Annotated in this window: 21 protein-coding genes and 4 pseudogenes; 12 read left to right on the forward strand and 13 right to left on the reverse strand. The window is 67.5% G+C overall.

Annotation, left to right across the window (positions count from 1 at the left end):
* Positions 1 to 46 precede the first annotated feature (46 nt).
* The 4 genes from rnk to ahpC form a co-directional block, all read right to left on the reverse strand.
* Complete coding sequence (rnk, locus tag ACZK2V_RS04035; protein WP_005408156.1) at positions 47 to 451, reverse strand: nucleoside diphosphate kinase regulator; 405 nt, start codon at positions 449 to 451, stop codon at positions 47 to 49.
* Positions 452 to 574: 123 nt separating this feature from the next.
* The gene (locus tag ACZK2V_RS04040; protein WP_032129919.1) at positions 575 to 1,537 is read right to left on the reverse strand and encodes a LysR substrate-binding domain-containing protein; all 963 of its coding nucleotides are present in this window, start codon (positions 1,535 to 1,537) and stop codon (positions 575 to 577) included.
* 85 nt (positions 1,538 to 1,622) lie between these two features.
* Positions 1,623 to 3,215, reverse strand: a complete 1,593-nt coding sequence (ahpF, locus tag ACZK2V_RS04045) for an alkyl hydroperoxide reductase subunit F (protein ID WP_149908812.1) — start codon at positions 3,213 to 3,215, stop codon at positions 1,623 to 1,625.
* Between the two features lie 225 nt (positions 3,216 to 3,440).
* A complete protein-coding gene (gene ahpC / locus ACZK2V_RS04050; RefSeq protein ID WP_005408159.1) occupies positions 3,441 to 4,004 on the reverse strand; it encodes an alkyl hydroperoxide reductase subunit C in 564 nt (187 codons plus the stop codon).
* A gap of 349 nt (positions 4,005 to 4,353) precedes the next feature.
* Here ahpC and prmC point away from each other — a divergent pair, with 349 nt between their 5' ends.
* Positions 4,354 to 5,211 (forward strand): peptide chain release factor N(5)-glutamine methyltransferase, encoded by an 858-nt coding sequence (gene prmC / locus ACZK2V_RS04055; RefSeq protein ID WP_486322937.1) that lies wholly within the window; start codon positions 4,354 to 4,356, stop codon positions 5,209 to 5,211.
* Positions 5,212 to 5,259: 48 nt separating this feature from the next.
* Positions 5,260 to 6,201, forward strand: a complete 942-nt coding sequence (gene pip, locus ACZK2V_RS04060) for a prolyl aminopeptidase (RefSeq protein ID WP_014646006.1) — start codon at positions 5,260 to 5,262, stop codon at positions 6,199 to 6,201.
* A gap of 197 nt (positions 6,202 to 6,398) precedes the next feature.
* On the opposite strand, the pseudogene ACZK2V_RS04065 reads toward pip, so the two are convergent.
* Positions 6,399 to 7,281: pseudogene (locus ACZK2V_RS04065) on the reverse strand (LysR family transcriptional regulator).
* A 105-nt stretch (positions 7,282 to 7,386) separates the two neighbouring features.
* Here ACZK2V_RS04065 and ACZK2V_RS04070 point away from each other — a divergent pair.
* Both ACZK2V_RS04070 and ACZK2V_RS04075 read left to right on the forward strand, forming a co-directional pair.
* Positions 7,387 to 8,801, forward strand: a pseudogene (locus ACZK2V_RS04070) (MFS transporter).
* Positions 8,798 to 9,469 (forward strand): hypothetical protein, encoded by a 672-nt coding sequence (locus tag ACZK2V_RS04075; RefSeq protein ID WP_189720596.1) that lies wholly within the window; start codon positions 8,798 to 8,800, stop codon positions 9,467 to 9,469. Before ACZK2V_RS04070 ends, ACZK2V_RS04075 begins: the two are co-directional and overlap by 4 nt.
* Positions 9,470 to 9,781: 312 nt before the next feature.
* On the opposite strand, the gene ACZK2V_RS04080 is transcribed toward ACZK2V_RS04075, so the two are convergent.
* Genes ACZK2V_RS04080 through ACZK2V_RS04095 form a run of 4 tightly spaced genes read right to left on the reverse strand, consistent with a single transcriptional unit; the run spans position 9,782 to position 12,636 of the window.
* Entirely contained in the window at positions 9,782 to 10,579 is a 798-nt protein-coding gene (locus ACZK2V_RS04080) for an N-formylglutamate amidohydrolase (RefSeq protein WP_189720597.1), read from the reverse strand.
* Positions 10,572 to 11,126, reverse strand: a complete 555-nt coding sequence (locus ACZK2V_RS04085; RefSeq protein ID WP_075675308.1) for an NUDIX hydrolase — start codon at positions 11,124 to 11,126, stop codon at positions 10,572 to 10,574. The genes ACZK2V_RS04080 and ACZK2V_RS04085 overlap by 8 nt, the downstream gene beginning before the upstream one ends.
* Complete coding sequence (locus tag ACZK2V_RS04090) at positions 11,123 to 12,058, reverse strand: 5'-3' exonuclease (RefSeq protein ID WP_486322938.1); 936 nt, start codon at positions 12,056 to 12,058, stop codon at positions 11,123 to 11,125. The genes ACZK2V_RS04085 and ACZK2V_RS04090 overlap by 4 nt, the downstream gene beginning before the upstream one ends.
* Complete coding sequence (locus ACZK2V_RS04095) at positions 12,055 to 12,636, reverse strand: nitroreductase family protein (RefSeq protein ID WP_049399990.1); 582 nt, start codon at positions 12,634 to 12,636, stop codon at positions 12,055 to 12,057. Before ACZK2V_RS04095 ends, ACZK2V_RS04090 begins: the two co-directional genes overlap by 4 nt.
* 331 nt (positions 12,637 to 12,967) lie before the next feature.
* Here ACZK2V_RS04095 and ACZK2V_RS04100 point away from each other — a divergent pair.
* Positions 12,968 to 15,287: pseudogene (locus ACZK2V_RS04100) on the forward strand (DUF1631 domain-containing protein).
* A gap of 52 nt (positions 15,288 to 15,339) precedes the next feature.
* Positions 15,340 to 16,419 carry an NAD(P) transhydrogenase subunit alpha gene (locus tag ACZK2V_RS04105; RefSeq protein ID WP_032130088.1) on the forward strand — a complete coding sequence of 360 codons (1,080 nt, stop codon included), beginning with the start codon at positions 15,340 to 15,342 and terminating at the stop codon, positions 16,417 to 16,419.
* Positions 16,420 to 16,519: 100 nt separating this feature from the next.
* Here the strand turns inward: ACZK2V_RS04105 and ACZK2V_RS04110 are convergent, their stop codons facing one another.
* The 3 genes and pseudogenes from ACZK2V_RS04110 to ACZK2V_RS04120 all read right to left on the reverse strand — a co-directional run bounded on the left by ACZK2V_RS04110 (position 16,520) and on the right by ACZK2V_RS04120 (position 17,893).
* Positions 16,520 to 16,981, reverse strand: a complete 462-nt coding sequence (locus ACZK2V_RS04110) for a DUF3106 domain-containing protein (RefSeq protein WP_486322939.1) — start codon at positions 16,979 to 16,981, stop codon at positions 16,520 to 16,522.
* 3 nt (positions 16,982 to 16,984) lie between these two features.
* Complete coding sequence (locus ACZK2V_RS04115) at positions 16,985 to 17,311, reverse strand: hypothetical protein (RefSeq protein WP_032130086.1); 327 nt, start codon at positions 17,309 to 17,311, stop codon at positions 16,985 to 16,987.
* Positions 17,308 to 17,893, reverse strand: a pseudogene (locus tag ACZK2V_RS04120) (RNA polymerase sigma factor). Before ACZK2V_RS04120 ends, ACZK2V_RS04115 begins: the two are co-directional and overlap by 4 nt.
* 98 nt (positions 17,894 to 17,991) lie before the next feature.
* Here ACZK2V_RS04120 and ACZK2V_RS04125 point away from each other — a divergent pair.
* Positions 17,992 to 19,770, forward strand: coding sequence for an NAD(P)(+) transhydrogenase (Re/Si-specific) subunit beta (locus tag ACZK2V_RS04125; protein WP_486322940.1), 1,779 nt, complete (start codon positions 17,992 to 17,994; stop codon positions 19,768 to 19,770).
* A gap of 272 nt (positions 19,771 to 20,042) precedes the next feature.
* On the opposite strand, the gene ACZK2V_RS04130 is transcribed toward ACZK2V_RS04125, so the two are convergent.
* The gene (locus tag ACZK2V_RS04130) at positions 20,043 to 20,462 is read right to left on the reverse strand and encodes a hypothetical protein (RefSeq protein ID WP_100437932.1); all 420 of its coding nucleotides are present in this window, start codon (positions 20,460 to 20,462) and stop codon (positions 20,043 to 20,045) included.
* 122 nt (positions 20,463 to 20,584) lie between these two features.
* Between ACZK2V_RS04130 and sufT the strand changes: the two genes are divergently transcribed.
* The 5 genes from sufT (at position 20,585) to ACZK2V_RS04155 (ending at position 24,477) form a co-directional block, all read left to right on the forward strand.
* Positions 20,585 to 21,136: a putative Fe-S cluster assembly protein SufT gene (gene sufT, locus ACZK2V_RS04135; RefSeq protein ID WP_012479222.1), complete on the forward strand. Its 552-nt coding sequence runs from the start codon at positions 20,585 to 20,587 to the stop codon at positions 21,134 to 21,136.
* Positions 21,137 to 21,195: 59 nt separating this feature from the next.
* Positions 21,196 to 22,290: a branched-chain amino acid aminotransferase gene (locus ACZK2V_RS04140; protein WP_486322941.1), complete on the forward strand. Its 1,095-nt coding sequence runs from the start codon at positions 21,196 to 21,198 to the stop codon at positions 22,288 to 22,290.
* A 174-nt stretch (positions 22,291 to 22,464) separates the two neighbouring features.
* A complete protein-coding gene (locus ACZK2V_RS04145) occupies positions 22,465 to 23,121 on the forward strand; it encodes a hypothetical protein (RefSeq protein WP_049463522.1) in 657 nt (218 codons plus the stop codon).
* A complete protein-coding gene (locus ACZK2V_RS04150) occupies positions 23,118 to 23,453 on the forward strand; it encodes a transcriptional regulator (protein ID WP_012510131.1) in 336 nt (111 codons plus the stop codon). The genes ACZK2V_RS04145 and ACZK2V_RS04150 overlap by 4 nt, the downstream gene beginning before the upstream one ends.
* 1 nt (position 23,454) lies before the next feature.
* Positions 23,455 to 24,477 (forward strand): M23 family metallopeptidase, encoded by a 1,023-nt coding sequence (locus ACZK2V_RS04155; protein ID WP_486322942.1) that lies wholly within the window; start codon positions 23,455 to 23,457, stop codon positions 24,475 to 24,477.
* Positions 24,478 to 24,791 lie beyond the last annotated feature (314 nt).

Genomic DNA, 24,791 nt, shown 5'->3' on the forward strand with positions numbered 1-24,791 from the left:
GCTCCTGGTGCAGGGGGATCGAATCGCGCGCGGTGCGCAGCGGTAATCAGGGGCGGTCGTTGTGGACCGCGGTCACGCGCAGGCGCAGCTTGCGGCCGCCGGGCGCGTTCCAGTCGATGCTCTGGCCGATCGAAAGGCCGAGCAGGGCACTGCCGACCGGGGCCAGCACGGAAACCTTGCCTTCATCGACGTTGGCTTCGCGGGGGAAGACCAGGGTCAGGACGTGCTTCTCGCCCGACACTTCATCTTCGCACTCCACGCGCGAATGCATCATGACGATGCCTTCGGGAATCTGGTCCGGTGCCAGCACGGTGGCACGGTTGAGTTCTTCAGCAAGCGCGAGCGCGGCAGGCGTCTGGCTCAGCGCAGGGGATTCGAGCATGGCGTCCAGGCGGTCCATGTCGAAGGTGGAAACGGTGATCGACGGCGGCAGGCCGCTGGCGGTACTCATGGTGAAGCTCCTTGGTTGAAAGCCATGCAAAAGGCGGCACCTGCTGGCGCCGCCTGTCTGTATTGTGGGGACAAATGCGACCGGAATCGACTCCTGCCGATTCCAGGCCGGTGCTGCGGGGGTTCAGCCGTTCAGCGCGGGGCCGGGCAGGGCGGTCGTGTCGCCGGCGGCGTTGACCGCTTCCAGGGTGAACAGCGCCTGCGGCAGGCGCTTGAACTGATCGGCCAGCTCCATCAGGAAGTCGTTCATGGCCGAGCTGCGGCGCCAGATCATGGCGATGCGGCGGCTGGGGCGTCCTTCGCCGGTGAAGTCGAGCAGGCGGATGTTGTTCGAGCGCGGCACCGGCGGCTGCACCGACAGGCTTGGCAGCAGGGTGATGCCGACGTCGGCGGCGACCATCTGCCGCAGGGTTTCCAGGCTGGTGGCGCGGAACTCGGACTTCTCGTTGGCACCGAACAGGCGGCAGACTTCCAGTGCCTGGTCGCGCAGGCAATGGCCATCTTCCAGCAGCAGCAGCTTCTGCGTGGCCAGCTCCTGCACGTCCAGGTGTTCGCGACGGGCCAGCGGGTGGCGCCCGGATACGGCCAGCAGGAAGGGTTCCTCGAACAGGAACTCGGCATGCAGCTGGTCGTCGATCACCGGCAGGGCCAGCAGTGCAGCGTCGAGCTTGCCTTCGCGCAGGCGGTCCAGCAGCACATCGCTCTTTTCCTCGACCAGCAGCAGTTCCAGCTCCGGGAAGCGATCGCGGATGCGCGGAATCACATGCGGCAGCAGGTACGGGCCCAGGGTCGGGAAGATCCCCAGGCGCACCGTACCGGCTTCCGGATCGCGACTGCGACGTGCCGCTTCCTTCAGCTGCTCCACTTCGGACACGATCACCCGTGCCCGTGCCGCCGCTTCCTGGCCGGCCGGGGTCAGCATCACCTTGCGCGGTGCGCGTTCCACCAGCGGCAGGCCCAGTTCCTCTTCCAGCTTGCGGATCTGGGTGGACAGCGTGGGCTGGCTGACGAAGCAGGAGGCGGCAGCCCGGCCGAAATGCTTGTGGTCGGCCAGGGCTACCAGGTACTTCAGATCACGTAGGTTCATCCTTACACCCCAGGGGTAACGGACCGGCTGACGGCATGGTTACCCGACAGGCAGACAATGTTCCCGGTGATCTGGGAACGGTGGATCAGGCCGCTTCAGCAACGGCACCGCTGCTGCTGCTCACCGACGAGCGGATCAGGTGGTCGAACGCGCTCAGTGCGGCGGTCGAACCGGCGCCCATGGCAATGATGATCTGCTTGTAGGGTACCGTCGTGCAATCGCCAGCAGCGAACACACCCGGCAGGTTGGTCTGGCCGCGGTCGTCGATGACGACCTCGCCACGCGGCGACAGCGCCACCACATCCTTCAGCCACTCGGTGTTGGGCAGCAGGCCGATCTGCACGAAGATGCCTTCCAGCTCGACGCGGTGGGCGTCGCCGCCGACACGGTCCTTGTAGACCAGGCCGGTGACACGGCTGCCGTCGCCCAGCACTTCGGTGGTCTGTGCGCTGGTCAGCACGGTGACGTTGGCCAGGCTGCGCAGTTTCTTCTGCAGCACTTCGTCGGCGCGCAGGCTGGAATCGAACTCCAGCAGGGTTACATGCGACACGATGCCGGCCAGATCGATGGCCGCTTCCACGCCGGAGTTGCCGCCGCCGATCACCGCCACGCGCTTGCCCTTGAACAGCGGACCATCGCAGTGCGGGCAGTAGGCCACGCCCTTGTTGCGGTACTGGTCTTCGCCCGGCACGTTCATCTGGCGCCAGCGTGCGCCGGTGGACAGGATCACCGAACGCGACTTCAGCACCGCGCCGTTCTCCAGCTGCACCTGCACCAGGCCGTCTTCACCGGCCGGCACCAGCGCACTGGCGCGCTGCAGGTTCATGATGTCCACCTCGTACTCGCGCACGTGCTGTTCCAGCGCCGTGGCCAGCTTCGGGCCCTCGGTCTCCTTCACCGAGATGAAGTTCTCGATCGCCATGGTGTCCAGCACCTGGCCACCGAAACGCTCGGCGGCGATGCCGGTGCGGATGCCCTTGCGCGCGGCGTAGATCGCCGCTGCCGCGCCGGCCGGGCCACCGCCCACCACCAGCACGTCGAAGGCGTCCTTGGCGGCGATCTTCTCGGCATCGCGCTTGCTGGCATTGGTGTCCAGCTTGGCGACGATCTGCTCGAGGGTCATGCGACCCTGGTCGAAGACTTCACCGTTGAGGTACACGGTCGGCACCGACATGATCTCGCGCTTCTCGACTTCGTCCTGGAACAGGGCACCGTCGATGGCCACGTGCTGGATGCGCGGGTTGAGTACCGCGGCCAGGTTCAGCGCCTGCACCACGTCCGGGCAGTTCTGGCAGGACAGCGAGAAGTAGGTTTCGAACCTGTATTCACCTTCCAGGTTCTGCACCTGCTCGATCAGCTCGGCGGTGGCCTTGGACGGGTGGCCGCCGACCTGCAGCAGCGCCAGCACCAGCGAGGTGAACTCGTGGCCCATCGGCAGGCCGGCGAAGGTCAGGTGGATATCCTGGCCCGGGGTGCCCAGGTCGAAGGACGGCACACGGCCCTGGCCATCGCGCAGCACCTGCAGCGAGATCTTGTCCGACAGGCTGTCCAGGGTCTGCAGCAGTTCCAGCATTTCCTGCGACTTGGCGCCGTCGTCGGCGTGCGCGGTGATCTGGATCGGGCGGGTCACGCGCTCCAGATAGGTCTTCAGCTGCGACTGCAGGTTGGCGTCCAACATCGGGTCATCTCCTGGCTTCAGGCAAACAGGGGGCGTGGCACCGCTGTAGAAGGTAGCGGACCAGCAGGGGGTAGGGGTGAACCCAAGACAGCGACCGTGGAAGGGGCTGGCTGGCCAAGGCGGGCGAGCGTTGGCTGTCTTGGGTTCACCCCCACGCCGGCGGGGGGACCGGCACGGGGATGAAAGGCGCGCCGTGGCGTGGGGCCACGGCAGGCCGGTACTGCTTTAGATCTTGCCGACCAGGTCCAGCGACGGGGTCAGGGTCTTCTCGCCTTCCTTCCACTTGGCCGGGCACACCTGGTTCGGGTTGGCGGCGGTGAACTGGGCAGCCTTCAGCTTGCGCAGGGTTTCGGAGACGTCACGGGCGATCTCGTTGGAGTGGATCTCCAGGGTCTTGATCACGCCTTCCGGGTTGATGATGAAGGTGCCGCGCAGGGCCAGGCCTTCTTCCGGAATGTGCACGCCGAAGGCGTTGGTCAGCTGGTGGGTCGGGTCGCCGACCAGCGGGAACTGGGCCTTGCCGACGGCCGGCGAGGTTTCGTGCCACACCTTGTGCGAGAAGTGGGTATCGGTGGTGACGATGTAGACCTCGGCGCCAGCCTTCTTGAACTCGGCGTAATGGTCAGCCGCGTCTTCGATCTCGGTCGGGCAGTTGAAGGTGAAGGCGGCCGGCATGAAGATCAGGACGGACCACTGGCCCTTCAGGCTGGCGTCGGAAACCTTGATGAACTCGCCATTGTGGTAAGCGTTGGCTTCGAACGGCTGGATCTGGGTGTTGATCAGGGACATCGTTTTTCCTCTGGTGAAGGGGAGTGGGTGAATCGACAGGAGCTAGGTTACCGACTCGCTGGCGATAAGAACAATCCATTGATTGCATCTATTTGATAGATGTAGTCTATCAAAATGCACTGAGCAGGCACTGAACCCGGACGCTTTCATCCTGCAACTGCCTGTGTGACAAGGAAAATCTTCCGGAACGGCTGAACAGGGCCAATAGTCCCTCCTTATCCGCTCGGGCAGAACCTGAACGGATTGCAGCCTTTTGTAGAGTCGAGTCATGCTCGACTGCGGACCTGTGGATGTGTAGCTCGACTGCGCCAGAAGCAGCCGAGCATGGGCTCGGCTCTACAATTACGGAATGCCTTTCCAACCCGAACCTTCCCTGCGCCAGGTCGTGGCCGAGGCCAGTGCCCGCCTCGGCGGCGTCGAGGCCCGCCACGAGGCCGAACTGCTGCTGCTGCACGTGCTGGACCGCCCGCGCAGCTGGCTGTTCGCGCATGCCACCGATCCGCTGGCCGCCGCCGACCTGGCCGCCTTCGAAGCGTTGCTGGCCCGCCGCGTGGCCGGTGAGCCGGTGGCCTACCTGACCGGCCGCCGCGGTTTCTGGACGCTGGACCTGGAAGTCGATCCAACCACGCTGATCCCGCGCCCGGAAACCGAGCTGCTGGTCGAGCTGGCGCTGGGGCGCCTGCCGCCAGACCAGTCGCTGCAGCTGGCCGACCTGGGCACCGGCAGCGGTGCGATTGCACTGGCACTGGCCAGCGAACGGCCGCAGGCGCAGGTGCTGGCCACCGACGCCAGCCCGGGCGCGCTGGCCGTGGCCGCGCGCAATGCCGCCCGCCATGATCTGCGCAACGTCCGCTTCGCTGAAGGCGGGCACGACTGGTATGCACCGCTGCAGGGCGCGCGTTTTGATCTGATTGCCAGCAACCCGCCGTACATCGCCAGCGACGATCCGCATCTGGAGCGGGGTGACCTGCGCTTCGAGCCGGCCACCGCACTGGCCTCGGGTCCGGATGGCCTGGACGACATCCGCCGCATCGTCGACGGTGGCCAGGCCCACCTGCTGCCCGGCGGTTGGCTGCTGATCGAGCACGGTTGGGACCAGGGCGTGGCGATCCGCGCGCTGTTCGACGCGGCGGGGTTTGCCGAGGTGCAGACCGTGCAGGATCTGGAGCAGCGCGACCGCATCACCCTGGGCCGGCGTCCGGCCTAGAATGGAGGTTCTCCTGCCCCGGCAGGGCATCACCCTGGAGCTGCAAGCATGCGTACGCTGTACCCCGCCATCACCCCCTACGACGTCGGCACCCTGAAGGTCGACGACCGCCACACGCTGTACTTCGAACAGTGCGGCAACCCGGACGGCAAGCCGGTGGTGATGCTGCACGGTGGCCCGGGCGGCGGCTGCAGCGACAAGATGCGCCAGTTCCACGACCCGTCCAAGTACCGCATCATCCTGTTCGACCAGCGCGGTGCCGGCCGTTCCACCCCGCACGCGGACCTGGTGGACAACACCACCTGGGACCTCGTCGCCGATATCGAGAAGCTGCGCGAGCACCTGAAGGTGGATCGCTGGCAGGTGTTCGGCGGCAGCTGGGGGTCGACCCTGGCGCTGGCCTATGCCGAGACCCACCCGCAGCGCGTGACCGAACTGGTCCTGCGCGGCATCTTCATGCTGCGTCGCTGGGAGCTGGAATGGTTCTACCAGGAAGGCGCCAACCGCCTGTTCCCGGATGCGTGGGAGCATTACCTCAAGCCGATTCCTTCGGTGGAGCGTCATGACCTGATCTCGGCCTTCCACCGCCGCCTGACCAGCGACGACGAAACCACCCGCCTGGAAGCGGCCAAGGCGTGGGCGGTGTGGGAAGGCGCGACCAGCTTCCTGCACGTCGATGATGACTTCATCAACAGCCACGAAGACCCGCACTTCGCGCTGGCCTTTGCCCGCATCGAGAACCATTACTTCGTCAACGGCGGCTTCTTCGAAGTGGAAGACCAGCTGCTGCGCGACGCACACCGCATCGCTGACATTCCCGGCGTGATCGTGCACGGCCGCTACGACGTGGTCTGCCCGCTGGCCAACGCCTGGGACCTGACCAAGGTGTGGCCGAAGGCGAAGCTGGAAATCACGCCGGCGTCGGGTCACTCGGCGTTCGAAGCCGAGAACGTGGACGCGCTGGTGCGCGCCACCGACAGTTTTGCTTGAGGCAAAACTATCCACGCATTCCACCTTATCCCCGCGCCTGTCGGCGCGCCCCCTTGAACAACAAGGGGGCTCTGCTCCAGACCGGGTTCGGTGCACTGATCAGTAGAGCCAGGCCACGCCTGGCTGCGGTAGTGCCGGCCGCTGGCCGGCAAACCTGAGACGGTTGGATTCCTGGAGGCGCCGGCCAGCGGCGGGCGCTACCACTCCCCGGCCAGCAGCGCGTCGGCCAGCACCTGCAGCTTCGGCGAGTGCTGGCGCGAGGGCGGATAGATCAGTGACAGTGCACGGCTGCGGCCTTCAAACGGCTGCAGCACGCGCTGCAGGCGGCCATCGGCCAACGCATCGGCCACGGCGAAATCCATCACCTGCACGATGCCGATACCGGCGATGGCCGCTTCCACCAGCGGATCGCCGCTGTCGAACACCATCCGCGTCGGCGGCGTGAACTCGCGCAGTTGCCCGTCCTGCAGGAACTGCCAGTCCACCAGCCGGCCACTGCGCAGGTTGCGCACCGCCAGGCAGGCATGGTCCTGCAGCGCGGCCACATCGTCCGGTGCGCCACAGCGGGCCAGATAGGCGGGGCTGGCCACCGTCACCCAGCGCAGCGGCCGCAATGGCCGCGCGACGATGCGCTGGTCGGCGATGACGCCGGTGCGCAGCGCGGCATCGAAGCCTTCCTCGACCAGATCGACCAGACGGTCGCTGAGCACCGCTTCCACCTGCAGCTGCGGATGCTGTTGCAGCAACGGCGCCAGCATCGGCACCAGCACCTTGCGCCCGAACATCGACGGCGCACTGATCTTCAACGTGCCCGAGGGCGTGCACGGGCGGTCGGCCAGTTGCCGTTCGGCATCGTCCAGGCCGGCCAGCAGTGGTGCCACCTGTTCCACGAACTGGCGGCCATCCGGGGTCAGCGCCACATTGCGGGTGTTCCGCTGCAGCAGCTTCACCCCCAGCGACACTTCCAGCCGCCCGATCGCGCGACAGGCCGGATTGGCTCAGGCCGAGCTGGCCGGCGGCCACGGTGAAACTGCGGGCTTCGGCCACCTGCACCAGCATGCGCACCGCATTGAGGTCCATCGAGGCTCCATTCATGCCGAAAATCATGACAGATATGGTCGGGGAGGGGTTTATTGATTGGCTCGCATCAATGAGACTGCGCTCCCCCACCGCGCCAGACCGCCGATGCCTCCCCTCAAATACCCGCGCTGGGCGCTGACCCTGCTGGCCACCGCCCAGCTGATCATCGCCCTGGATGCCACCATCATCTTCGTTGCCCTGCATGACATGGGCCGCGCGCTGCAGATCAACGCGCAGCAGCTGCAATGGGTGGTCAGTGCCTACACCGTGGCCTTCGGCGGCAGCCTGCTGCTCGGCGGGCGCGCCGCCGACCTGATCGGCCGCCGCCGCTTCTACCGGCTGGGCATGCTGCTGTTCGCGCTGGCCTCGCTGCTCGGTGCGCTGGCGCCGAACGCCACGCTGTTGATCATCGCGCGCCGCACAAGGCGTCGGGGCGGCGCTGCTGTTCCCGGCCACGCTGGCGCTGATCAACACGCTGTACGCCGAAGGCCCGGTACGCAATCGTGCGCTGGCGATCTGGAGCATGGCCAGCGCGGTCGGCCTGGCGCTGGGCACGCTGCTCGGTGGCGTGCTGACCCAGGCGTTCGGCTGGCCGGCGGTGCTCGCGGTGATCGTGCCGCTGGCCACGGCGTGCGCGGTCGCGGCCGGTACATGGCTGCCGGCCGATGGTCCACGCGTGCAGGGCCGTTCCTTCGATCTGGCCGGTTGTCTCACTGTCACCGCTGGCGGCAGCCTGCTGGTCACCACCCTGGTGCAAGGGCCGGAGTGGGGCTGGACGGCGCCGGCTACGCTCATCTGCCTGCTGCTTTCAGCCGTATTGTTGACGGTGTTCGTACAGATCGAAAAGCGCAGCCGTGACCCGCTGATGCAGTTTTCGCTGTTGCGCCTGCCCGGCCTCCGCGCCGCGCTGGGTCTGACCTTCGCTTTCATGAGCAGCTATGGCGTGCAGTACTACTTCCTGGCGCTTTACTTCCAGGATGGCTATGGCTGGAGCCCGCTGCAGGCCGGTATGGCCTTCCTGCTGCCGACATTGGTGTGCACCTTCGGCATCCGGATTGCCGAACGCATGCTGCGGCGCCGTTCGCCACGGCAGGTGCTGGCCTGGGGCTTCGCCGCAGGTGCCGTCGGCATCGCCGCGGTTGCGTTGGCGATGCCGCATGGCGCCAGCTACTGGCCGCTGTTGCCGGGCATCGTGGTGCTCAGCATCGGCCAGGGCATGAGCTGGACGGCGATGTGGATCGTGGCCGGGCAGGGCGTGCCGGGTCCGCAGCAAGGCGTCGCGTCCGGCATGGCGGCCACCGCCCAGCAGATCGGCGGCGCCTTGGGATTGGCGGTACTGGTGATGGTCGCCAACGCCGCGCGGCACGCAGGCGGCAACCAGCCCTGATGCGTTGCAGGGCATGGTCAATGCACAGTACGGCGCCGCGCTGTTCGCCGCGCTCGGCGTGGTGATCGCGCTGGGCCTGCGCCCGGCGCCGGTAGACTCGGCAGCGACTGCCTGCCTGAGCACCGACGCATGATCGAACTGCTGGACCTGCAACAGACCCTGCATGCCTTCGCTGCCTGCAACGATGACGATGAGGTGTGGAACGCCTTCGGCTGGGTGATGGCCAGCAACGAGGACCTGCTGGCTGCGCGGTTGTGGTTGCCGTCATCCAGTGATGAAGCGCTGGATGACGACGGCGAGCGATCGGCCGCTTCGGCAGCGATGGGGCTGTTCCCGTATCTGGAGCCGGCCATGTTTGCCGACGTGCTGGATGTGCAGAAGCGGCAACGCCCGCTGTCGTCGCTGCAGGACTACGCGCAGGCGCTGGCGTACTACACCGAGTACGACGCATTCCAGCAGGTCGAAGGTATCGACGAGGCCCTGGGCGAAGCGGGTGCTGAGGAACAAGCGGAGGCGCGCGAGGCAGGGCTGGGCGCAGGCATCTTCGCTTCCTTCGATCTGACGCTGAAGGCGTGCTCGGAGGGGCAGATCAAAGCCGCAGCGCAGCGCGTGGCGCGCCTGCTGGAGATGCCGGTGGGCGAGGCGTTGGCGCGCTGCCGTGCGTTGCCGCTGGTGCTGGGTGAAGCGCTGGATCGTCGCCGCGCGCAGGCGATCAAGGATGATCTCGAAGCGATCGGTGCGACCGTGCAGGTGCACGGGTTCAAGCCGTTCCCGTGGATGGATGCGCCCGTATTGCGGTAGTGCCGGCCGCTGGCCGGCAACCTCAGGTTCGTTGGATCATTGCAGTTGCCGGCCAGCGGCCGGCACTACCAAGCCTGGGTAAATCACCCGGCGGCCAGCAACTGCGGTTGCAACGCGCTGAAGATCCGCGCCAGCCGCTCCCAAGGATGACTTCGACGCCACCGGTGCGACCGTGCAGGTGCACGGGTTCAAGCCGTTCCCGTGGATGGATGCGCCCGTATTGCGGTAGTGCCGGCCGCTGGCCGGCAACCTCAGGTTCGTTGGATCATTGCAGTTGCCGGCCAGCGGCCGGCACTACCAAGCCTGGGTAAATCACCCGGCGGCCAGCAACTGCGGTTGCAGCGCGCTGAAGATCCGCGCCAGCCGCTCCGCCCATGCCTGCTGCCCGGCGGCATCGGCGATCAGGTCCTGGCGGATCTCCAGTTCCACGTGCACCAGACCGCGGCCCTCGCCATGCACCGGCACCGCGTAGTCGCTGGTGCTGCTGACCGAATACGGTTCGTTGTCACCCACCACCAGGTCGCCTTCGTCGCGCAGTGCCTGCAGCAGTGCATGCGCAAAGCGCGTGTCCTGGTGGTACAGCACGCCGGCATGCCACGGCCGCTGCATGCCGTTCATCGCCGGGGTGAAGCTGTGCATCATCACCAGCAGGGTGGGGCGACCGGCATCGCGGCGTGCGTCCAGTTCGGCGTCGATGCGCGCGTGGTACGGCGCGTGGATCGCATCGATGCGCTGTTGCCGCTGCGCCACCGACAGCCCGGCATTGCCCGGGACCACGGTGTGGTCGCTCACTTCCGGAATCAGCGTCGGCGAGGCCAGCGGGCGGTTGCAGTCGATCAGCAGCCGCGAATAGGTCTGTTCGATCGCCCAGGCATCCAGCCGTTCGGCCAGTGCGCGGGTGGTGCCGGCAATGCCGATGTCCCAGCCGATGTGGCGGCCGAGTTCGGTCTGTGCCAAGCCAAGCCTGCCCAGAGCACGCGGCACCTGCTGGCCGGCGTGGTCAGCCAGCAGCAGGTACGGCGAAGCGCCCTGCGGCCGATGGAGGGTGTAGATCGCCGGGTCGTCGGCGTCCAGCAGCGGCGGCAGTGCGTGCAGGTCGGCGTCAGCCACGCGGGCGCCCGTCCAGGTGGTGCTCGATCATCCACAGGCCGGCCCACAGCTTGGCGTCCAGCTCGTAGCCTTCGCCCATCTTCTGCACCAGCCACGCCGCCGCCTGTGCACGCGGAATCTCGTGCACGGTGATGTCCTCGCTGTCATCACCGCCACCTTCGCCGATCCGGCGCAGGCCGGTGGCGCGTACGAAGGCGATCTTTTCGCTGCTGGCACCGGAGGAGGTCGGGCCGATCATCAACACTTCGGCGTGATCGGCGGTCCAGCCGGTTTCTTCTTCCAGCTCGCGCACGGCCGAGACTTCAATCGATTCGCCGGCGTCGATGTCGCCGACCAGGCCGGCCGGCATCTCGATGGTGGGTGCCTGCAGCGGTACGCGGAACTGTTCGACGAACAGCACCTTGTCCTCCGGGGTGACGGCGATGATGATCGCGGCAAGGCCACCAGCATGGGTGCGTTCGCTGTATTCCCAGGTGCCGCGCACCAGCATGCGCTGGTACTTGCCTTCGTAGACGACGCGCGGGGCTTCGGTATTGCGCTGGCTCATGCGGGCTCGCTGTGGGTGGGAAGAGGGTCGGCCACGCCGGCGGCATCGAACAGCCGGCGGCGGGTCATCGGGCCGAAGCGCAGGGTCTGGCACAGGCCACCGAGCAGCTCCGGGTCGGCCGCCTGGCGCAGCAGCCCGGGCTGGCTGCCGTCCAGCGGCGCGTCCAGCGCGATGGTGGTCAGCTGGCGCCAGAGCTGGGCGTGCTCGCGCTGTTCGCGCAGGCGCACCGCCATCTGTGCCGCGCCGCGCAGGCGCAGGAACGGCACTTCGTCCAGGCGTTCGTACAGCGCATCCATGCTGCCGAAGTGGGCCAGCAGCACGGCGGCGGACTTGCTGCCGACACCACTGACACCGGGAATGTTGTCCACCGCATCGCCGCACAGTGCCAGGTAATCGGCGATCTGGTGCGCGTGCACGCCGTGCCGCGCCTTCACTCCGGCTACGTCCCAACGCTGGTTGCGTGCGTAGTCCCACTGCTCGTCGTGATCCAGCAGCAGCTGCGACAGGTCCTTGTCGGCGGAGATGATCACCCCGCGGTGGCTGCCACGGTGCACGTGCAGGGCGCTGCCGATCAGGTCATCGGCTTCGTATTCGTGGTGGGCAAGCACCGCAAGGCCCAACGCCGCGCACAGCGCCTTGCAGTGTACGAACTGGCGCTTGAGCGCTTCCGGCGCCGGGTCCCGGTTGGCCTTGTAGGCCGGATACAGCCGGTGGCGGAAGCCGCTGTCGAGTGCTTCGTCGAAGGCGATGGCGATGTGCCGCGGGCGCTCGCGTTCGAGCAGATCGAGCAGGAAGCGGGCGAAGCCGTGCACGGCGTTGGTCGGCCAGCCCTGCGCGTCCTGGAACTGGTCCGGCAGCGAGTGCCAGGCGCGGAACACGTAGATGCTGGCGTCGACCAGATACAGCGATGGCGGCGGAGCCGGCAGGCTCATGCCGGTGGCGTCCAGTCGCGCAGCAGGGCCGCCGGATCGGGGCGCTCGCGCTCAGGTACATCGGCCTTGGGTGTACCGATGTGGATGAAGCCGGCGATGCGTTCGCCTTCGACCAGGCCCAGGTGGGCCTGTACCGCCGGATCGAAGGCCATCCAGGCGGTCAGCCACTGCGCGCCGAAGCCCAGCGCCTGCGCGGCCTGCAGCAGGGCGAAGCAGACGCAGCCGGCGGTCATCAGCTGTTCCTGCTCGGGCACCTTCGGGTCTGGCCGCGGGCTGGCCACCACCACGATCACCAGCGGCGCATGGCTGAAACGCTGGCGGTCCTTCTCGAATACTGCCTCGCCCGCATGCGGGTCGCGCTGGCGGCTGCGCTCGGCCAGGAAGTCGCCCAGAGTGTGACGTGCATCGCCGGCGATCTTCAGGAAGCGGAACGGTACGCGCTTGCCGTGGTCGGGCACGCGCACGGCCGAGGCCAGCATGCGCTGCAGGGTGGCTGGATCCGGTCCGGGCTCGCCCAGTTGCCGCGAGGGCACCGAGCGGCGGGCATCCAGGGCAAGCAGGGCAGCGGGGTCGGGCATGGAGTCTGAACCGGTCATCACGGGTGTTTGATTATAGTCGGGGTGGTCAATGACGCCGTCTGTGTCGCGTCCCGCCCCTGAATATCAAACTGTGATGAACATCATGCCACTGGCGGGAAAGGGACGACCGCTTCCTCTCGCCTCGTGGGCCTCGCACGGCTTACGATATCTATCTTGCCGGGCCGCCGGTCATGAGGTTTGAAGTGAGGACTGTTTCACTGTCCGTGACGGGCTGGCCGGCCTACCATCGACGTACCGGCACATGGGGTGTGCCGGCCGTCGCGATGTCCATGCTGTCTGTCGTACCAGAGAAGGTGGGGAGCCTTCCCGAATGATGAGCGCGCCCACACCGATGGGATCGCCGGGCCGTGACCCGGTCCAGCTTCAGCGTGCCCGGGACATGGTCCTGCCGGCGCTGTGCCAGGCGTTCGGGGCCGCACTGGCGCGTTTCGACGATGCACTGTTCGACCGCGCCGGCAATGCTGGCTCGTCGCAGCTGCTGTTCCTGGATGCGATGCGCGAGCTGCGCCGTCGCCGTGAGGACATCGCCGCCGCCTTCGCCGGCCACCTGCAGCGGGCCTGGGATGCACTGGCCAGTGGCGAGCCGTTGTCGGCCGAAGCCACCCTGTCCGGGCCGGCCGAGGATGGCCTGAGCCTGCTGGCTGAACATGTACTGGAATCGCGGCTGGCGGTGCGCAATTTCGCCACGGTGCTGCTGCGTGACTTCAAGCCGGTGCTGGCGCGGCTGGACCGCCGCCTCGGCCGCCTGATCGGCGGCGCCGAGCTGGATGCCGATCACAACCCGGTCAGCCCCGAACATCTGGGCGTGGCCATCCATGAGGCCTTTGCCGGCTGCGAACTGGCGCCGGAAGTGCACCTGGTGCTGATCAAGCTGTGTGAGCGCGACCTGCGCGCGCCGGTGGGCCGCATCTACGAGAAGCTGGACGAGCAGCTGGCCGCCGCTGGCGTGATGTCGCAGATGGGGGCGCCGCGGCGTCCATTGTCGGCCGCGCCCGACCCGCGCATGGCGCCCGGGTCGGACGATCTGGTCGAGCCGCGCCACGCGGCGGGCTTCGAATCCGAATTCAGCGATGATGAACAGGCCGCGCCGGCCTGGGCACAGCGCTTCGCTGCGCGCTGGTCCGAGCGCCGTGGCCACATGCAGCAGCACCTCGGGAGCGAGGATGCCGGCAACGGCGAGGCGTATGCCGGCCAGCAGGGAATGCTGCTGGAGGCCCTGCATGAGCTGCTGCAGCAGACCCGTCACGTTCGCGAGGACGCCACCTCGGCAGCGCAGGTCGCGGTTGGCCAGCACCGCCCGTTGAGCCAGCGCGAGATGATGTCGGTGCTGTCGCTGCTGCAGGCCACGCCCAGCGCCACCCTGCGTGCGGCCATCGGCGAGGACGGCGAATCACTGGCGCAGCGGCTGAAGAGTGAAGTGCTGTCCAGCGCCACCCGTCTCGGCGTCGATCCTGGCCAGACCCGGCTGGACCCGCAGGACGAAGATGCGATCGATCTGGTTGGCATGCTGTTCGACGTGATGCTGGACGAACGCGAGCTGGAGGGCCGTTCGCGCGAGTTGATCGGCCGCCTGGTGGTGCCCTTCGTCAAGGTGGCGATGCTCGACCGCCGCATGTTCGTGCAGAAGACCCACCCGGCCCGCAAGCTGCTCAACTCGCTGGCCGAAGCCTGCGAGGGCAATACCGGCGAAAGCCAGGCCGAGCGCATGCTGATGGCCAAGGTCGAGGAAATCATCGAGCGCCTGGTGGCTGAGTTCAACGAGAACCTGGCGATCTTCCTGACCCTGGAAGAAGAATTCCGCGAGTTCCTCGTGCAGCACCGCCGCCGCGTGGAAATCGCCGAGCGCCGCGCCGCCGAAACGCAGCGCGGCCAGGAGAAGCTGGAAATGGCCCGCAGCCGGGCGGGTGCCGAACTGGATCGCCGCATCGGCGATGCCACCCTGCCGCCGGCCATCGCCGAGTTCCTGCGCCAGCCATGGCAGCACCACCTGACCCTGGCGCTGCTGCGCGAGGGCGAGGAGGGCGCGTCGGTGGCCGAGGCACTGAGCCTGGCTGACGGCCTGCTGGAGGAAGTGGCCGAGGCCCGCCGCCAGATCGTCGGCAAGCCGTGGCTGCAGGCCTGGCAGCCGGTGCTGGCCAAGGTATTTGCCAGTGTCGGCGTGCACGGCGATGCCGCCACCGGTGCCATCGACGCCCTGCACGACACCCTGCAGGGCATTGCGGAATCGCGACCGGAACTGCAGCGCGCTGCCGGAGCTGCCGCAGGTCGCCTTGCCGGCGCCGCCGGTGGCTGAGTCGCCAGCGGTGGAGCTCGGCGGGCAGATCGACGCCGACGATTTCGACAACGCCGACGCCGACCGCTTCCGACGCATGGAAATCGGCAACTGGCTGGACTTCGTCGACAAGGACGGCAAGGTGCAGGCCGGCAAGCTGTCCTGGGTCAGCCCGATTTCCTCGCGCCTGCTGTTCGTCAACCGCCGCGGCGTGCGCTTCTGCGTGGCCTCGCCGGAAGAACTGGCAGTGATGGTGCGGCTGGGCCGCCTGCGCGCCCACGTCGACGATGGCGCCTTCGACAGCGCGATGCAGGGTGTGATCGATCGGCTGGACCCGGGCAGCGCAACACTGCACTGAGCCGTGGCCGCCTGCTAGGATCGGGAAAACTCACCGATCAGCGGGGACCTGCATGGCCGTGGCGTTGCTGGGGATCAAGGAGACCGCGCCGGGCGAACGGCGCGTGGCGTTGACGCCGGAAACCGCGCGCAAGCTCGGTGCCTTGGGCATCACTGTCTGGTATGAGGCCGGCGCCGGTCTGGCGGCGGGATTTACCGATGCTGCCTATGACGACGCCGGTGCACGTGTGTTCGATGTAGGTCGCTGGGCCGAGATCGATATCCTGCTGTGCGTGCAGGCACCGCCGGTGGCGGTGCTGGAGCAGCTCAAGCCCACTGCCAGCGTGGTCGGCCTGCTGACCCCGGCCAGCGATCCGGCGCTTGCGGCATTGGCCGCTGGCGACCGCCTGCACCTGTTCCCACTGCAGCAGCTGCCGCGCACCACCCGCGCGCAGGCGATGGATGTACTCAGCTCGCAGGCCGGCATGGCCGGTTACAAGGCGGCACTGATCGCGGCCGAGCGTGCGCCGCGTTTCTTCCCGATGCTGACCACCGCCGCCGGTACCGTGCGCCCGGCCAAGGTGCTGGTGATCGGTGCCGGTGTGGCCGGTCTGCAGGCCATCGCCACCGCGCGTCGTCTCGGTGCACAGGTGGAAGGTTTCGACGTGCGCCCGGAAACCCGCGAGCAGATCCAGTCGCTGGGCGCGCGCTTCCTTGATCTTGGTGTGAGTGCAGCCGGTGAAGGCGGCTATGCGCGTGCGTTGACCGATGAGGAACGCGCCGAGCAGCAGCGCCGGCTGGCCGACCACCTGCGCAGCGTGGATGTGGTGATCTGCACGGCAGCGGTACCGGGGCGACCGGCGCCGACGATCGTGACTGCCGCGATGGTGGAAGGCATGGCCACCGGCAGCGTCATTGTCGATCTGGCGGCAGAGAGCGGCGGCAACTGCGCACTGACCCAGCCGGGGCAGTGCATCGAACATCAGGGCGTGACCATCGATGGCCCGCTTGGCCTGGCCAGCCGCGGCGCGACCCAGGCCAGCGAGATGTACGCGCGCAACCTGCTCAACTTCGTCGCCTTGTTCGTGCGCGAAGGGGAGCTCAGTTTCGACTGGGACGACGAGTTGCTGGCGAAGACACGCTGGCAGGCGTGAGCCGGTAGCGCCGGTTGCCTTCCCGGTAGATCCACGCCATGCGTGGAGGAACGGCCCAGCGTGCGGACCAGGGTCCGCACCCACCCTGCGGATGCCGGCGTTACCGCGGCTTCGCCGGCGGCGGGTTGTCGCGCACCCAGTCCTTGCGTTGTTCCGGCGTCATCTGCGACCAGCGCTCGCGCAGTGCGTCGCGCTGCGCGGGCGGCAGTTCCCGCATCTGACCGAACAGGGCCCGGGCCTGCTCACGCTGTTCCGGGTTCATGTGCTCGAAGCGGCGCAGGCCACGGCGGGCCTTGTCGCGCTCCTCCGGGCTCATCGATTGCCAGCGCTGGCCATGCGAAAGCATGCGCTGGCGCTGGCCGGCATCGGCGCTGTTCCAGCGGTCGCGCAGCGGCGCCAGCAGGGATTCGCGCTGCGCTTCGCTCAGGTGTTCCCACGCCGGCAGCGGTGCGGCCGGCGCAGGGCGTGCGGCAGGGGCGGGCGCGGCGCTCTGCGCCAGTGCCGGGAAGGCCGGCAGCAGCAACAGGGTCATCAGCAGGGGCAGGGTGTGCAGTCGGGACATGATTCACTCCATCGCCAGGTCGGTATCGCCCAGCCACAGGTACAGATCGGGATTTTCGTCGTAGAGCGCGCTGTTGTCTTCCGCCGAGGCAAGCACAGGTGCCGGCGCAGGGCCCGTCAGGGTGCCGTGGCCGGTGAACTGCAGGCCGATACCCAGTGCCACCACCAGTGAACAGGCACTGGCCAGCCACCAGCGCCAGCGCCCGCGATGGGCGGCCGTGGCGCCGTGGCGAGCCTGGCGCAGCCGGGCCAGCGTTGCCGGCGACAGCGCGTGCAGCGACTGCGCGTGCAGGCTGCGCAGGGTGTCATCGGAAGGCAGGGAGCGGTTCACGGGTGGGTCTCCAGATAATCCTGCAGCGCCTGGCGGGCGCGTGCCAGATGGGTTTTTACCGCGCCTTCGCTGCAGCCCATGGCGCGGGCGGTGGTGGCCCCGTCCAGGTCCTGCAGCACGCGCAGGGTGAAGGCCTCGCGCTGGCGGGCGGGCAGGCGGCGCAACGCGTCCACCAGCTGTTGGTACTGCTGGCGCTGTTCGTGCGCCTGTGCCGGGTCCGGGCCGGGGTCGGCCCAGTCGATCTCGCCGCCGTCGGCGTCCTGGTTGTCGCGCCAGAACGGCAGTCGGAAGCGGCGCCGGCGCTGCACGTCGATCACGCGCCGGCGCAGGATGCTCCAGAACAGCGGCGCCCATTCGGCTGCCGGCTTGTCGGCGTAGTCCAGCATGCGCAGCAGCGCGTCCTGCACCGCGTCCATGGCGTCTTCGCGCTGGCGCAGGCCGGCCTCGGCGAAGCGGAACAGCGCGCGGGCCAACACTGGCCAGGAACGCCTCCAGCGACGCCGGCAGGGCATCGGTCTCGGCGCTCGGGGGGGCGGGGCTGCTCACCAGCACAGGGTACGGTTCCTCGCTCGGGGTCACCATCGACAACGCGTGAGCGCGGCTTCGGTTGACGCCGGGCGCGCACCGGGTTCAGCCCATGGTTATGATGGGACGACGAAGACAGAGCAGGAGCGTTGCCGGTGAGTGACGGGTTCGTAGCGCTGTACATCTTCATGCTGGCAGCCATCGCCGGCCACGTGATCATTTCGCGGGTGCCGGTGATCCTGCATACCCCGCTGATGTCGGGCTCCAACTTCATCCACGGCATCGTGCTGATCGGTGCAATGGTGGTGCTGGGGCACGCGCAGACACCGCTGGAGAAAGCTCTGGGCTTCCTCGCCGTGGTGCTTGGTGCCGGCAACGCCGCCGGTGGCTACGTGGTCACCGCGCGCATGCTGGAAATGTTCAAGCCGAGCGCGCCCAAGGGCGGCAAGGACGAGCCGAAGGAGCCCGCAGGCTTGAACATCAGCACCGTCGAACTGCTCGATTGGCTGGTCAAGGCCAGCTACCTCGTCGCCGCCACGCTGTTCCTGCTGGGCCTGCAGCGCATGGCCTCGCCGCTGACCGCGCGCAGCGGCATCCGCTGGGCCGGGCTGGGCATGCTGCTGGCCACGGTGGCGACGTTCTTCCTGCCCGAACTGCATAACGTGCCGCTGATCCTGGTGGCGCTGCTGCTGGGCGCGGGTCTGGCCTGGTGGTCGGCCGGCAAGGTTGCCATCACCGACATGCCGCAGATGGTGGCGCTGTACAACGGCATGGGCGGCGGCTCGGCCGCGGCCATCGGTGCAGTGGAACTGCTGCGCTACGCGTTCCTCGCCAACCGTGATACCAGCCACTGGAGTGCGCAGGCGTTGGCCGACCTGGCCGCGCGCCAGCCGTCGGGCATGGTGCTGCTGCTGGCGGTGGTCGGCGCGGCCATCGGTGCGGTGTCGCTGTCCGGCTCGGTGATTGCCTGGGCCAAGCTCGATGGCCGCCTGGACAAGCGGGTGACCTGGCCGGGCCAGCAGGTGATGAACCTGCTGGTGGCACTGGCGGTGGTGGTGCTGGCGATCATCGCGGCCAGCACGCTCAACACCTGGGCGATCGTCGCGTTCTTCGTGCTGGCACTGGCACTGGGCGTGCTGATGACGCTGCCGATCGGTGGCGCCGACATGCCGGTGGTGATCTCGCTGTACAACGCGTTCACCGGCCTGGCGGTGTCGTTCGAAGGCTATGTGCTGGGCAACGAGGCGCTGATCATCGCCGGCATGATGGTCGGCGCGGCGGGCATCCTGCTGACCCGGCTGATGGCCAAGGCGATGAACCGGCCGATCCGCAACGTGTTGTTCTCCAACTTCGGCGGCGGCGCCGGCGGCGAAGCGCAGGCGATCACTGGCGCGCAGAAGCCGATTGAAGCGTCGGACGTCGCGGCGATGATGGCCTACGCCGAACGCGTGGTGATCGTGCCCGGTTATGGCATGGCGGTGGCGCAGGCCCAGCACAAGATCTGGGAGCTGGCGCAGCGGTTGGGCCAGCGCGGGGTGAAGGTGAAGTTCGCGATCCACCCGGTGGCTGGGCGCATGCCTGGGCACATGAACGTGCTGCTGGCCGAAGCGGGTGTGCCCTACGACCTGATCGCCGACATGGACGACATCAACCCGGAATTTGCCAACACCGATGTGGTGCTGGTGATCGGTGCCAACGACGTGGTCAATCCGGTGGCACGTACCGACCCGGCCAGCCCGATCTACGGCATGCCGGTGCTGGATGTGGTCAACGCGCGCAACGTGGTGGTGATCAAGCGCGGCAAGGGCACCGGTTTTGCCGGCATCGAGAATGCGCTGTTCTACGCCGACAACACCCGCATGCTGTATGGCGACGGTGCGGAAGCGGCGGCCTCGCTGGTGAGCGAACTGAAGGCGCTCGACGGCGGGCATTGAGCGGCGGCTGCATCGGGTAGGTGCGGACCTTGGTCCGCACGCATTTGCCGGCCAGCGGCCGGCACTACCCCCATCCACGCATGGCGGCTGCGCCCGGCACTACCGAATCCACGCGTGGTGGTTGCATCGGGTAGGTGCGGACCTTGGTCCGCACGCTTCTGCCGGCCAACGGCCGGCACTACCGAATCCATGCGTGGTGGTTGCATCGGGTAGGTGCGGACCTTGGTCCGCACGCTTCTGCCGGCCAGCGGCCGGCACTACCTGCCGGTGGGTCAGCGCGCCAGCCAGGCGCCCACGGCCACGCCCAGTGCCAGCCAAAGCCATTCCATCGCGCCATTGGCGAGGGTGATCAGGGTCCAGGCCAGGTGCGGGCCCATCCGCAGGGTGGCGTCCCACAGGTCCAGCCCGATCGAGCCGCCCATCCACGCGCTGGCGATGGCCCAATTGGCCACGGCCGCCACCAGCACGGTGCCCAGCACGACCAGGGCGATGCGCAGCCGGCCCGGGCCCAGCGTGCCCATGCGCAGCATGAACACCAGTTCCAGGGCGGTCAGTACCGCCATCCAGCCGACCTGCCGGCCGGTCATCAACGCCAGCATCATCCAGGCGAGGGGAGCAACAAGCAGACCCAGCAACAGCATGATGGGCCAGAGCCAGGTCACGGTCCTGGCACGCGCGGCATTGGAGGACATCGAAGCTCCCTGAAGATCACCCACAGGATACTGTGGTTTGCCGCAGTGCACCGGCGGCGGCAGGGCGGCTGGGCTAGAATGCCGTCTTGCGTGGCCTTGGCCACGGCCCCATATCGGTCCCCATGTATTCCCGTAGCAGCGAACCTGTCCACTTCGAACGCGATTGCGAGGCCGTGATGGTCCCGCAGGGCGACACCGTGACCCTGCCCGCCGGCAGCTATGGGTACATCACCCAGGCGCTGGGCGGCAGTTATTCGGTGTTCGTCGAGGGCAACCTGTTCCGCATCGCCGGCAAGGACGGCGACGCCATCGGCAAGGAGGCACCGGCACCGCTGGAACTGCCGGCCGACGCCACTGATGAACAGGTGGAACAGCTGGTGTGGCAGCAGCTGCGCACCTGCTTCGACCCCGAAATTCCGGTGAACATCGTCGAACTGGGCCTGGTCTACGAGGTCGAGATCAAGCACCTGGACGAAGGCCAGCGCGAGATCGACGTGAAGATGACCCTGACCGCACCGGGCTGTGGGATGGGCGACATTCTGGTCGACGACGTGCGCAGCAAGCTTGAAATGATCCCGACGGTGGCCGAGGCCGACGTCGACCTGGTGTTCGACCCGCCGTGGAACCAGCACATGATGTCCGAGGCGGCCCGGCTCGAGACCGGCATGCTTTGACCCAGGGCCCGCAGTGACGCGGGCCCGGCACTACCCGCAACCAGAACAGGAATCCTCCGGTGTCCCAGTCCATCCCCAGCTTCGCCGTCACCCGTTCGGACCACCCGCGCAGCGCTGAAGAGCGCGCCAAGATCCTGGAGAAGCCGGGCTTCGGCCTGCACTTCACCGATCACATGGTGGAAGTGCGCTGGGACAAGGATGCCGGCTGGCACAACGCCAACGTGCGTGCCTACGGCCCGTTGCAGCTGGATCCGGCTGCGGCCGTGCTGCACTACGGCCAGGAAATCTTCGAGGGCATCAAGGCCTACCGCCATGCCGACGGTTCGATCTGGACCTTCCGCCCGGATGCCAACGGCCGTCGCCTGCAGCGTTCGGCGCAGCGCCTGGCGCTGCCGGAACTGCCGGTGGAGATCTTCGTCGAATCGCTGAAGCAGCTGATCGCCGTCGACAGCGCCTGGGTGCCGTCGGCCGATGAGTCGAGCCTGTACTTCCGTCCGTTCATGATCGGCGACGAAGCTTTCCTCGGCGTGCGCGGCGCGCACAAGGCCGGCTACTACGTGATCGCCAGCCCGGCCGGCCCGTACTTCGCCAAGGGCGTCGCCCCGGTGTCGATCTGGCTGTCGACCGAGTACGCACGTGCGGCCAAGGGTGGCACCGGTGCCGCCAAGTGCGGTGGCAACTACGCCGCCTCGCTGCTGCCGCAGCAGAAGGCACAGGCACAGGGCTGCTCGCAGGTGCTGTTCCTCGACCCGGTCGAGGGCAAGTACCTGGAAGAACTGGGTGGCATGAACGTGTTCCTGGTCTACAAGGACGGCACGCTGGTTACCCCGCAGCTGTCGGGCAGCATCCTCGAAGGCATCACCCGCGAGAGCATCCTGCAGCTGGCCCGCGACCGCGGCATGAAGGTCGAAGAGCGCAAGGTCAGCATCGACGAGTGGAAGGACGGCGTTGCCTCCGGCGAGATCACCGAAGTGTTCGCCTGCGGCACCGCGGCGGTGGTCACCCCGATCGGCCAGCTGAAGGGCGAAGGCTTCTCGGTGGGCGACATCAACGCACCGGCCGGCGAAGTGACCATGTCGCTGCGCAAGGAATTGACCGACATCCAGTACGGCCGCCTGCCGGACCGCCACAACTGGCTGGTCAAGCTGGGCTGATCGCCCGCGTTGAACCGGTAGCGCCGGGCCATGCCCGGCGGCTCTTCTTGAAAGCCCGTTCCAGTGACGGGCTTTCTGCGTTGTGGGCCCGCCCGTCGACGGCAGCAGACGGGCGATTGACGCAAATAGGTTTGCACTGCAAACTAAATTCAAGCGACCCCGATGGAGCGTGTCATGCAGCAGCCGTCCGTCATTGATCCTTCCTCGCGCCTGCAGGCGCTGACCCGTGAATATTCGCGGTACTCGCGAAGTGCCGGGGGCCTGTCGGCGATGGCAGGCGGCATTGCCTGCCTGGCCTCGTTCCTTGCCGGCGCGCTGCTGCCGACCACCCTGGCGCTGCGCATCGTGCTGATTGCCGTGCCGGTGCTGTGGATCGTCGGCAAGCAATGGCTGGCACGCCGTTACTACCAGCGGCTGGGCCAGGTCGAGGAGCAGGTCACGCCGGTCGAGCGCAATTTCCAGCGCTTCTTCATTGCCTTCACCGCGCTGGTAAGCGTGCTGGTGATCGGCAGCGTGCTGACCCGGCTGGCGCCGATGGGCGAGCTGCCCTGGGACCTGCGCGCCATCGGTTACCTGGCCGTGGTAGCGCTGCTGCCCTGGGTGGTGTGGCGCTGGCTGCGTACACCGCTGGAGTTCATCGTGGGCGTGTTCCTGTTGTGCCAGGCCGCGCTGGCCTTCACCGGGCAGACGTATGGCTTCGGCCCGAGCACGGCGGTGTTCCCGCTGGCATCCATCGCACTGATCGTGGTCGGCTGGCGTGACCACCAGCGCTTCCACCGGCTGCAGGTAGAGATGCGCGCGTTCATGGCGGCGCGGACGAACGCCGAATGACCCAGCTGCCTGACTCCAGAGCGCTGCTCCAGCTCGACCGCTTGATCCACGAGCCGGCACGCCTGCTGATCCTGTCGATCCTGGCAGGTGCCGAATCCGCCGAGTTCGGTTTTGTCGAACATCTCAGCGGGTTGAGCAAGGGCAACCTGTCCAGCCATCTGAGCAAGCTGGAGGCTGCTGGACTGGTCGCCATCGACAAGTCGTTCCGCGGCAAGCGCCCATTAACCACCCTGCAGTTGACGCCGATGGGCCGCACTGCCCTGGCCGAGTACCGCACGCAGCTGGCGGCGATCGTTGCCGGCATTCCCGATCCGGATCGAAAGGACGCCTGACATGACATTGCTCCCGCGCCTGTTTGCAGTTCTGGTTGTTTCCTTCTCTGCCCTCATCGGCGCGGCTGCGGCTGCAGATCCGCGCCAACAGGGAGCTGCGCTGACCACGCAGTTCTACGAAGGGCACATCGACGCACTGTGGGAACGGATGACGCCGCAGATGCAGGCGGGGCTGCAGTCCCCGCAGAACCTGGTGGCGCTGCGCGAGCAGGTGCTGGCGGGCTGGGGCGCAGAAACCGAGCTGGTCAGTGAGAAGGTCGAGAAGGTTGATGGATTCGACACCTATCTGCGGCAGGCGCGCTTCGCCAGGAGCCCGGACCTGATCCAGGTGCTGTGGGCCATCGATGCCGACGGGCGGATTGGCGGCTTCTACATCCGCCCGCTAAAGACCACGCCGCCGCAGGCCGCAGCGAGCGGGTTCCTCGACTACCAGACCCGCACACGGCTGCAACTGCCGTTCGACGATGAGTACTTCGTGTTCTGGGGCGGGCGCAGTGTCGAACAGAACTACCATGCGGCCCATGCCGGCCAGCGCTTCGCGCTGGATCTGCTGGTGGTCCGCGATGGCCGCTCGCACCGTGGCGATGGCCTGCGCAACGATGATTACTACTGCTTCGGTCGCCCGATCCTCGCGCCCGCCGACGGCACGGTGGTGGAGGTGATCGAGGGTGTCGCCGACAACGTGCCGGGCCAGATGAATGCCGCCCAGCTCACCGGCAACCGCGTCATCCTCGACCACGGCAACGAGGAATACTCGGTGCTGGCGCACCTGCGCCAGGGCAGTGTGCGTGTGGCGCAGGGACAGGCTGTCCGCAGTGGCGCGCACCTCGGTGACTGCGGCAACAGCGGCAACTCCTCCGAGCCGCACCTGCACTACCAGCTGCAGGCCGGGCCCGTGTTCGGTGTCGGCGAAGCGCTCCCGGCACAGTTCTCCGGTTATGTGGCCGATGACCAGCCAGTTGCACGCGGCGAGCCGGTCAAAGGTCAGCGGATCCGGCCGGCGCGCCTCCCGCAGGCAAAGTAGACAGCGCGTCCGACGCGATGGGCAGGCGCGATGGGCAGGCACGCCGCGGGCACGCTGCGCCGTCGTTGGTGTCAGCAGTAGACGCCGATGTCGGCAAAGTCATCGCAGGACACGTGATGACCCAGTCAGGTGCGTGCAGGGCAGGAGAAAGTTCCTTCACCTTCACAAACCCTCGACCCGAAAAGTCTCAGAACGAACATTTCATCTTGCTGAAAAGACGCTGAAAATCTTGTGGTGTCCGGTTTTGGTCATTAGCGTCATCTGCACGGCGGATCGTTAGGGGGATCCGCTGGCTCGCCGGACTTCGAACCTCG

The sequence above is a fragment of the Stenotrophomonas sp. 93052_Sma genome (assembly GCF_056481145.1).

Coding starts and splice junctions, on each gene's coding strand:
- rnk (WP_005408156.1), bottom strand. CDS start 451: ATGAGTACCGCCAGCGGCCTGCCGCCGTCGATCACCGTTTCCACCTTC.
- ACZK2V_RS04040 (WP_032129919.1), bottom strand. CDS start 1,537: ATGAACCTACGTGATCTGAAGTACCTGGTAGCCCTGGCCGACCACAAG.
- ahpF (WP_149908812.1), bottom strand. CDS start 3,215: ATGTTGGACGCCAACCTGCAGTCGCAGCTGAAGACCTATCTGGAGCGC.
- ahpC (WP_005408159.1), bottom strand. CDS start 4,004: ATGTCCCTGATCAACACCCAGATCCAGCCGTTCGAAGCCAACGCTTAC.
- prmC (WP_486322937.1), top strand. CDS start 4,354: ATGCCTTTCCAACCCGAACCTTCCCTGCGCCAGGTCGTGGCCGAGGCC.
- pip (WP_014646006.1), top strand. CDS start 5,260: ATGCGTACGCTGTACCCCGCCATCACCCCCTACGACGTCGGCACCCTG.
- ACZK2V_RS04075 (WP_189720596.1), top strand. CDS start 8,798: ATGATCGAACTGCTGGACCTGCAACAGACCCTGCATGCCTTCGCTGCC.
- ACZK2V_RS04085 (WP_075675308.1), bottom strand. CDS start 11,126: ATGAGCCAGCGCAATACCGAAGCCCCGCGCGTCGTCTACGAAGGCAAG.
- ACZK2V_RS04090 (WP_486322938.1), bottom strand. CDS start 12,058: ATGAGCCTGCCGGCTCCGCCGCCATCGCTGTATCTGGTCGACGCCAGC.
- ACZK2V_RS04095 (WP_049399990.1), bottom strand. CDS start 12,636: ATGCCCGACCCCGCTGCCCTGCTTGCCCTGGATGCCCGCCGCTCGGTG.
- ACZK2V_RS04105 (WP_032130088.1), top strand. CDS start 15,340: ATGGCCGTGGCGTTGCTGGGGATCAAGGAGACCGCGCCGGGCGAACGG.
- ACZK2V_RS04110 (WP_486322939.1), bottom strand. CDS start 16,981: ATGTCCCGACTGCACACCCTGCCCCTGCTGATGACCCTGTTGCTGCTG.
- ACZK2V_RS04130 (WP_100437932.1), bottom strand. CDS start 20,462: ATGTCCTCCAATGCCGCGCGTGCCAGGACCGTGACCTGGCTCTGGCCC.
- sufT (WP_012479222.1), top strand. CDS start 20,585: ATGTATTCCCGTAGCAGCGAACCTGTCCACTTCGAACGCGATTGCGAG.
- ACZK2V_RS04145 (WP_049463522.1), top strand. CDS start 22,465: ATGCAGCAGCCGTCCGTCATTGATCCTTCCTCGCGCCTGCAGGCGCTG.
- ACZK2V_RS04150 (WP_012510131.1), top strand. CDS start 23,118: ATGACCCAGCTGCCTGACTCCAGAGCGCTGCTCCAGCTCGACCGCTTG.
- ACZK2V_RS04155 (WP_486322942.1), top strand. CDS start 23,455: ATGACATTGCTCCCGCGCCTGTTTGCAGTTCTGGTTGTTTCCTTCTCT.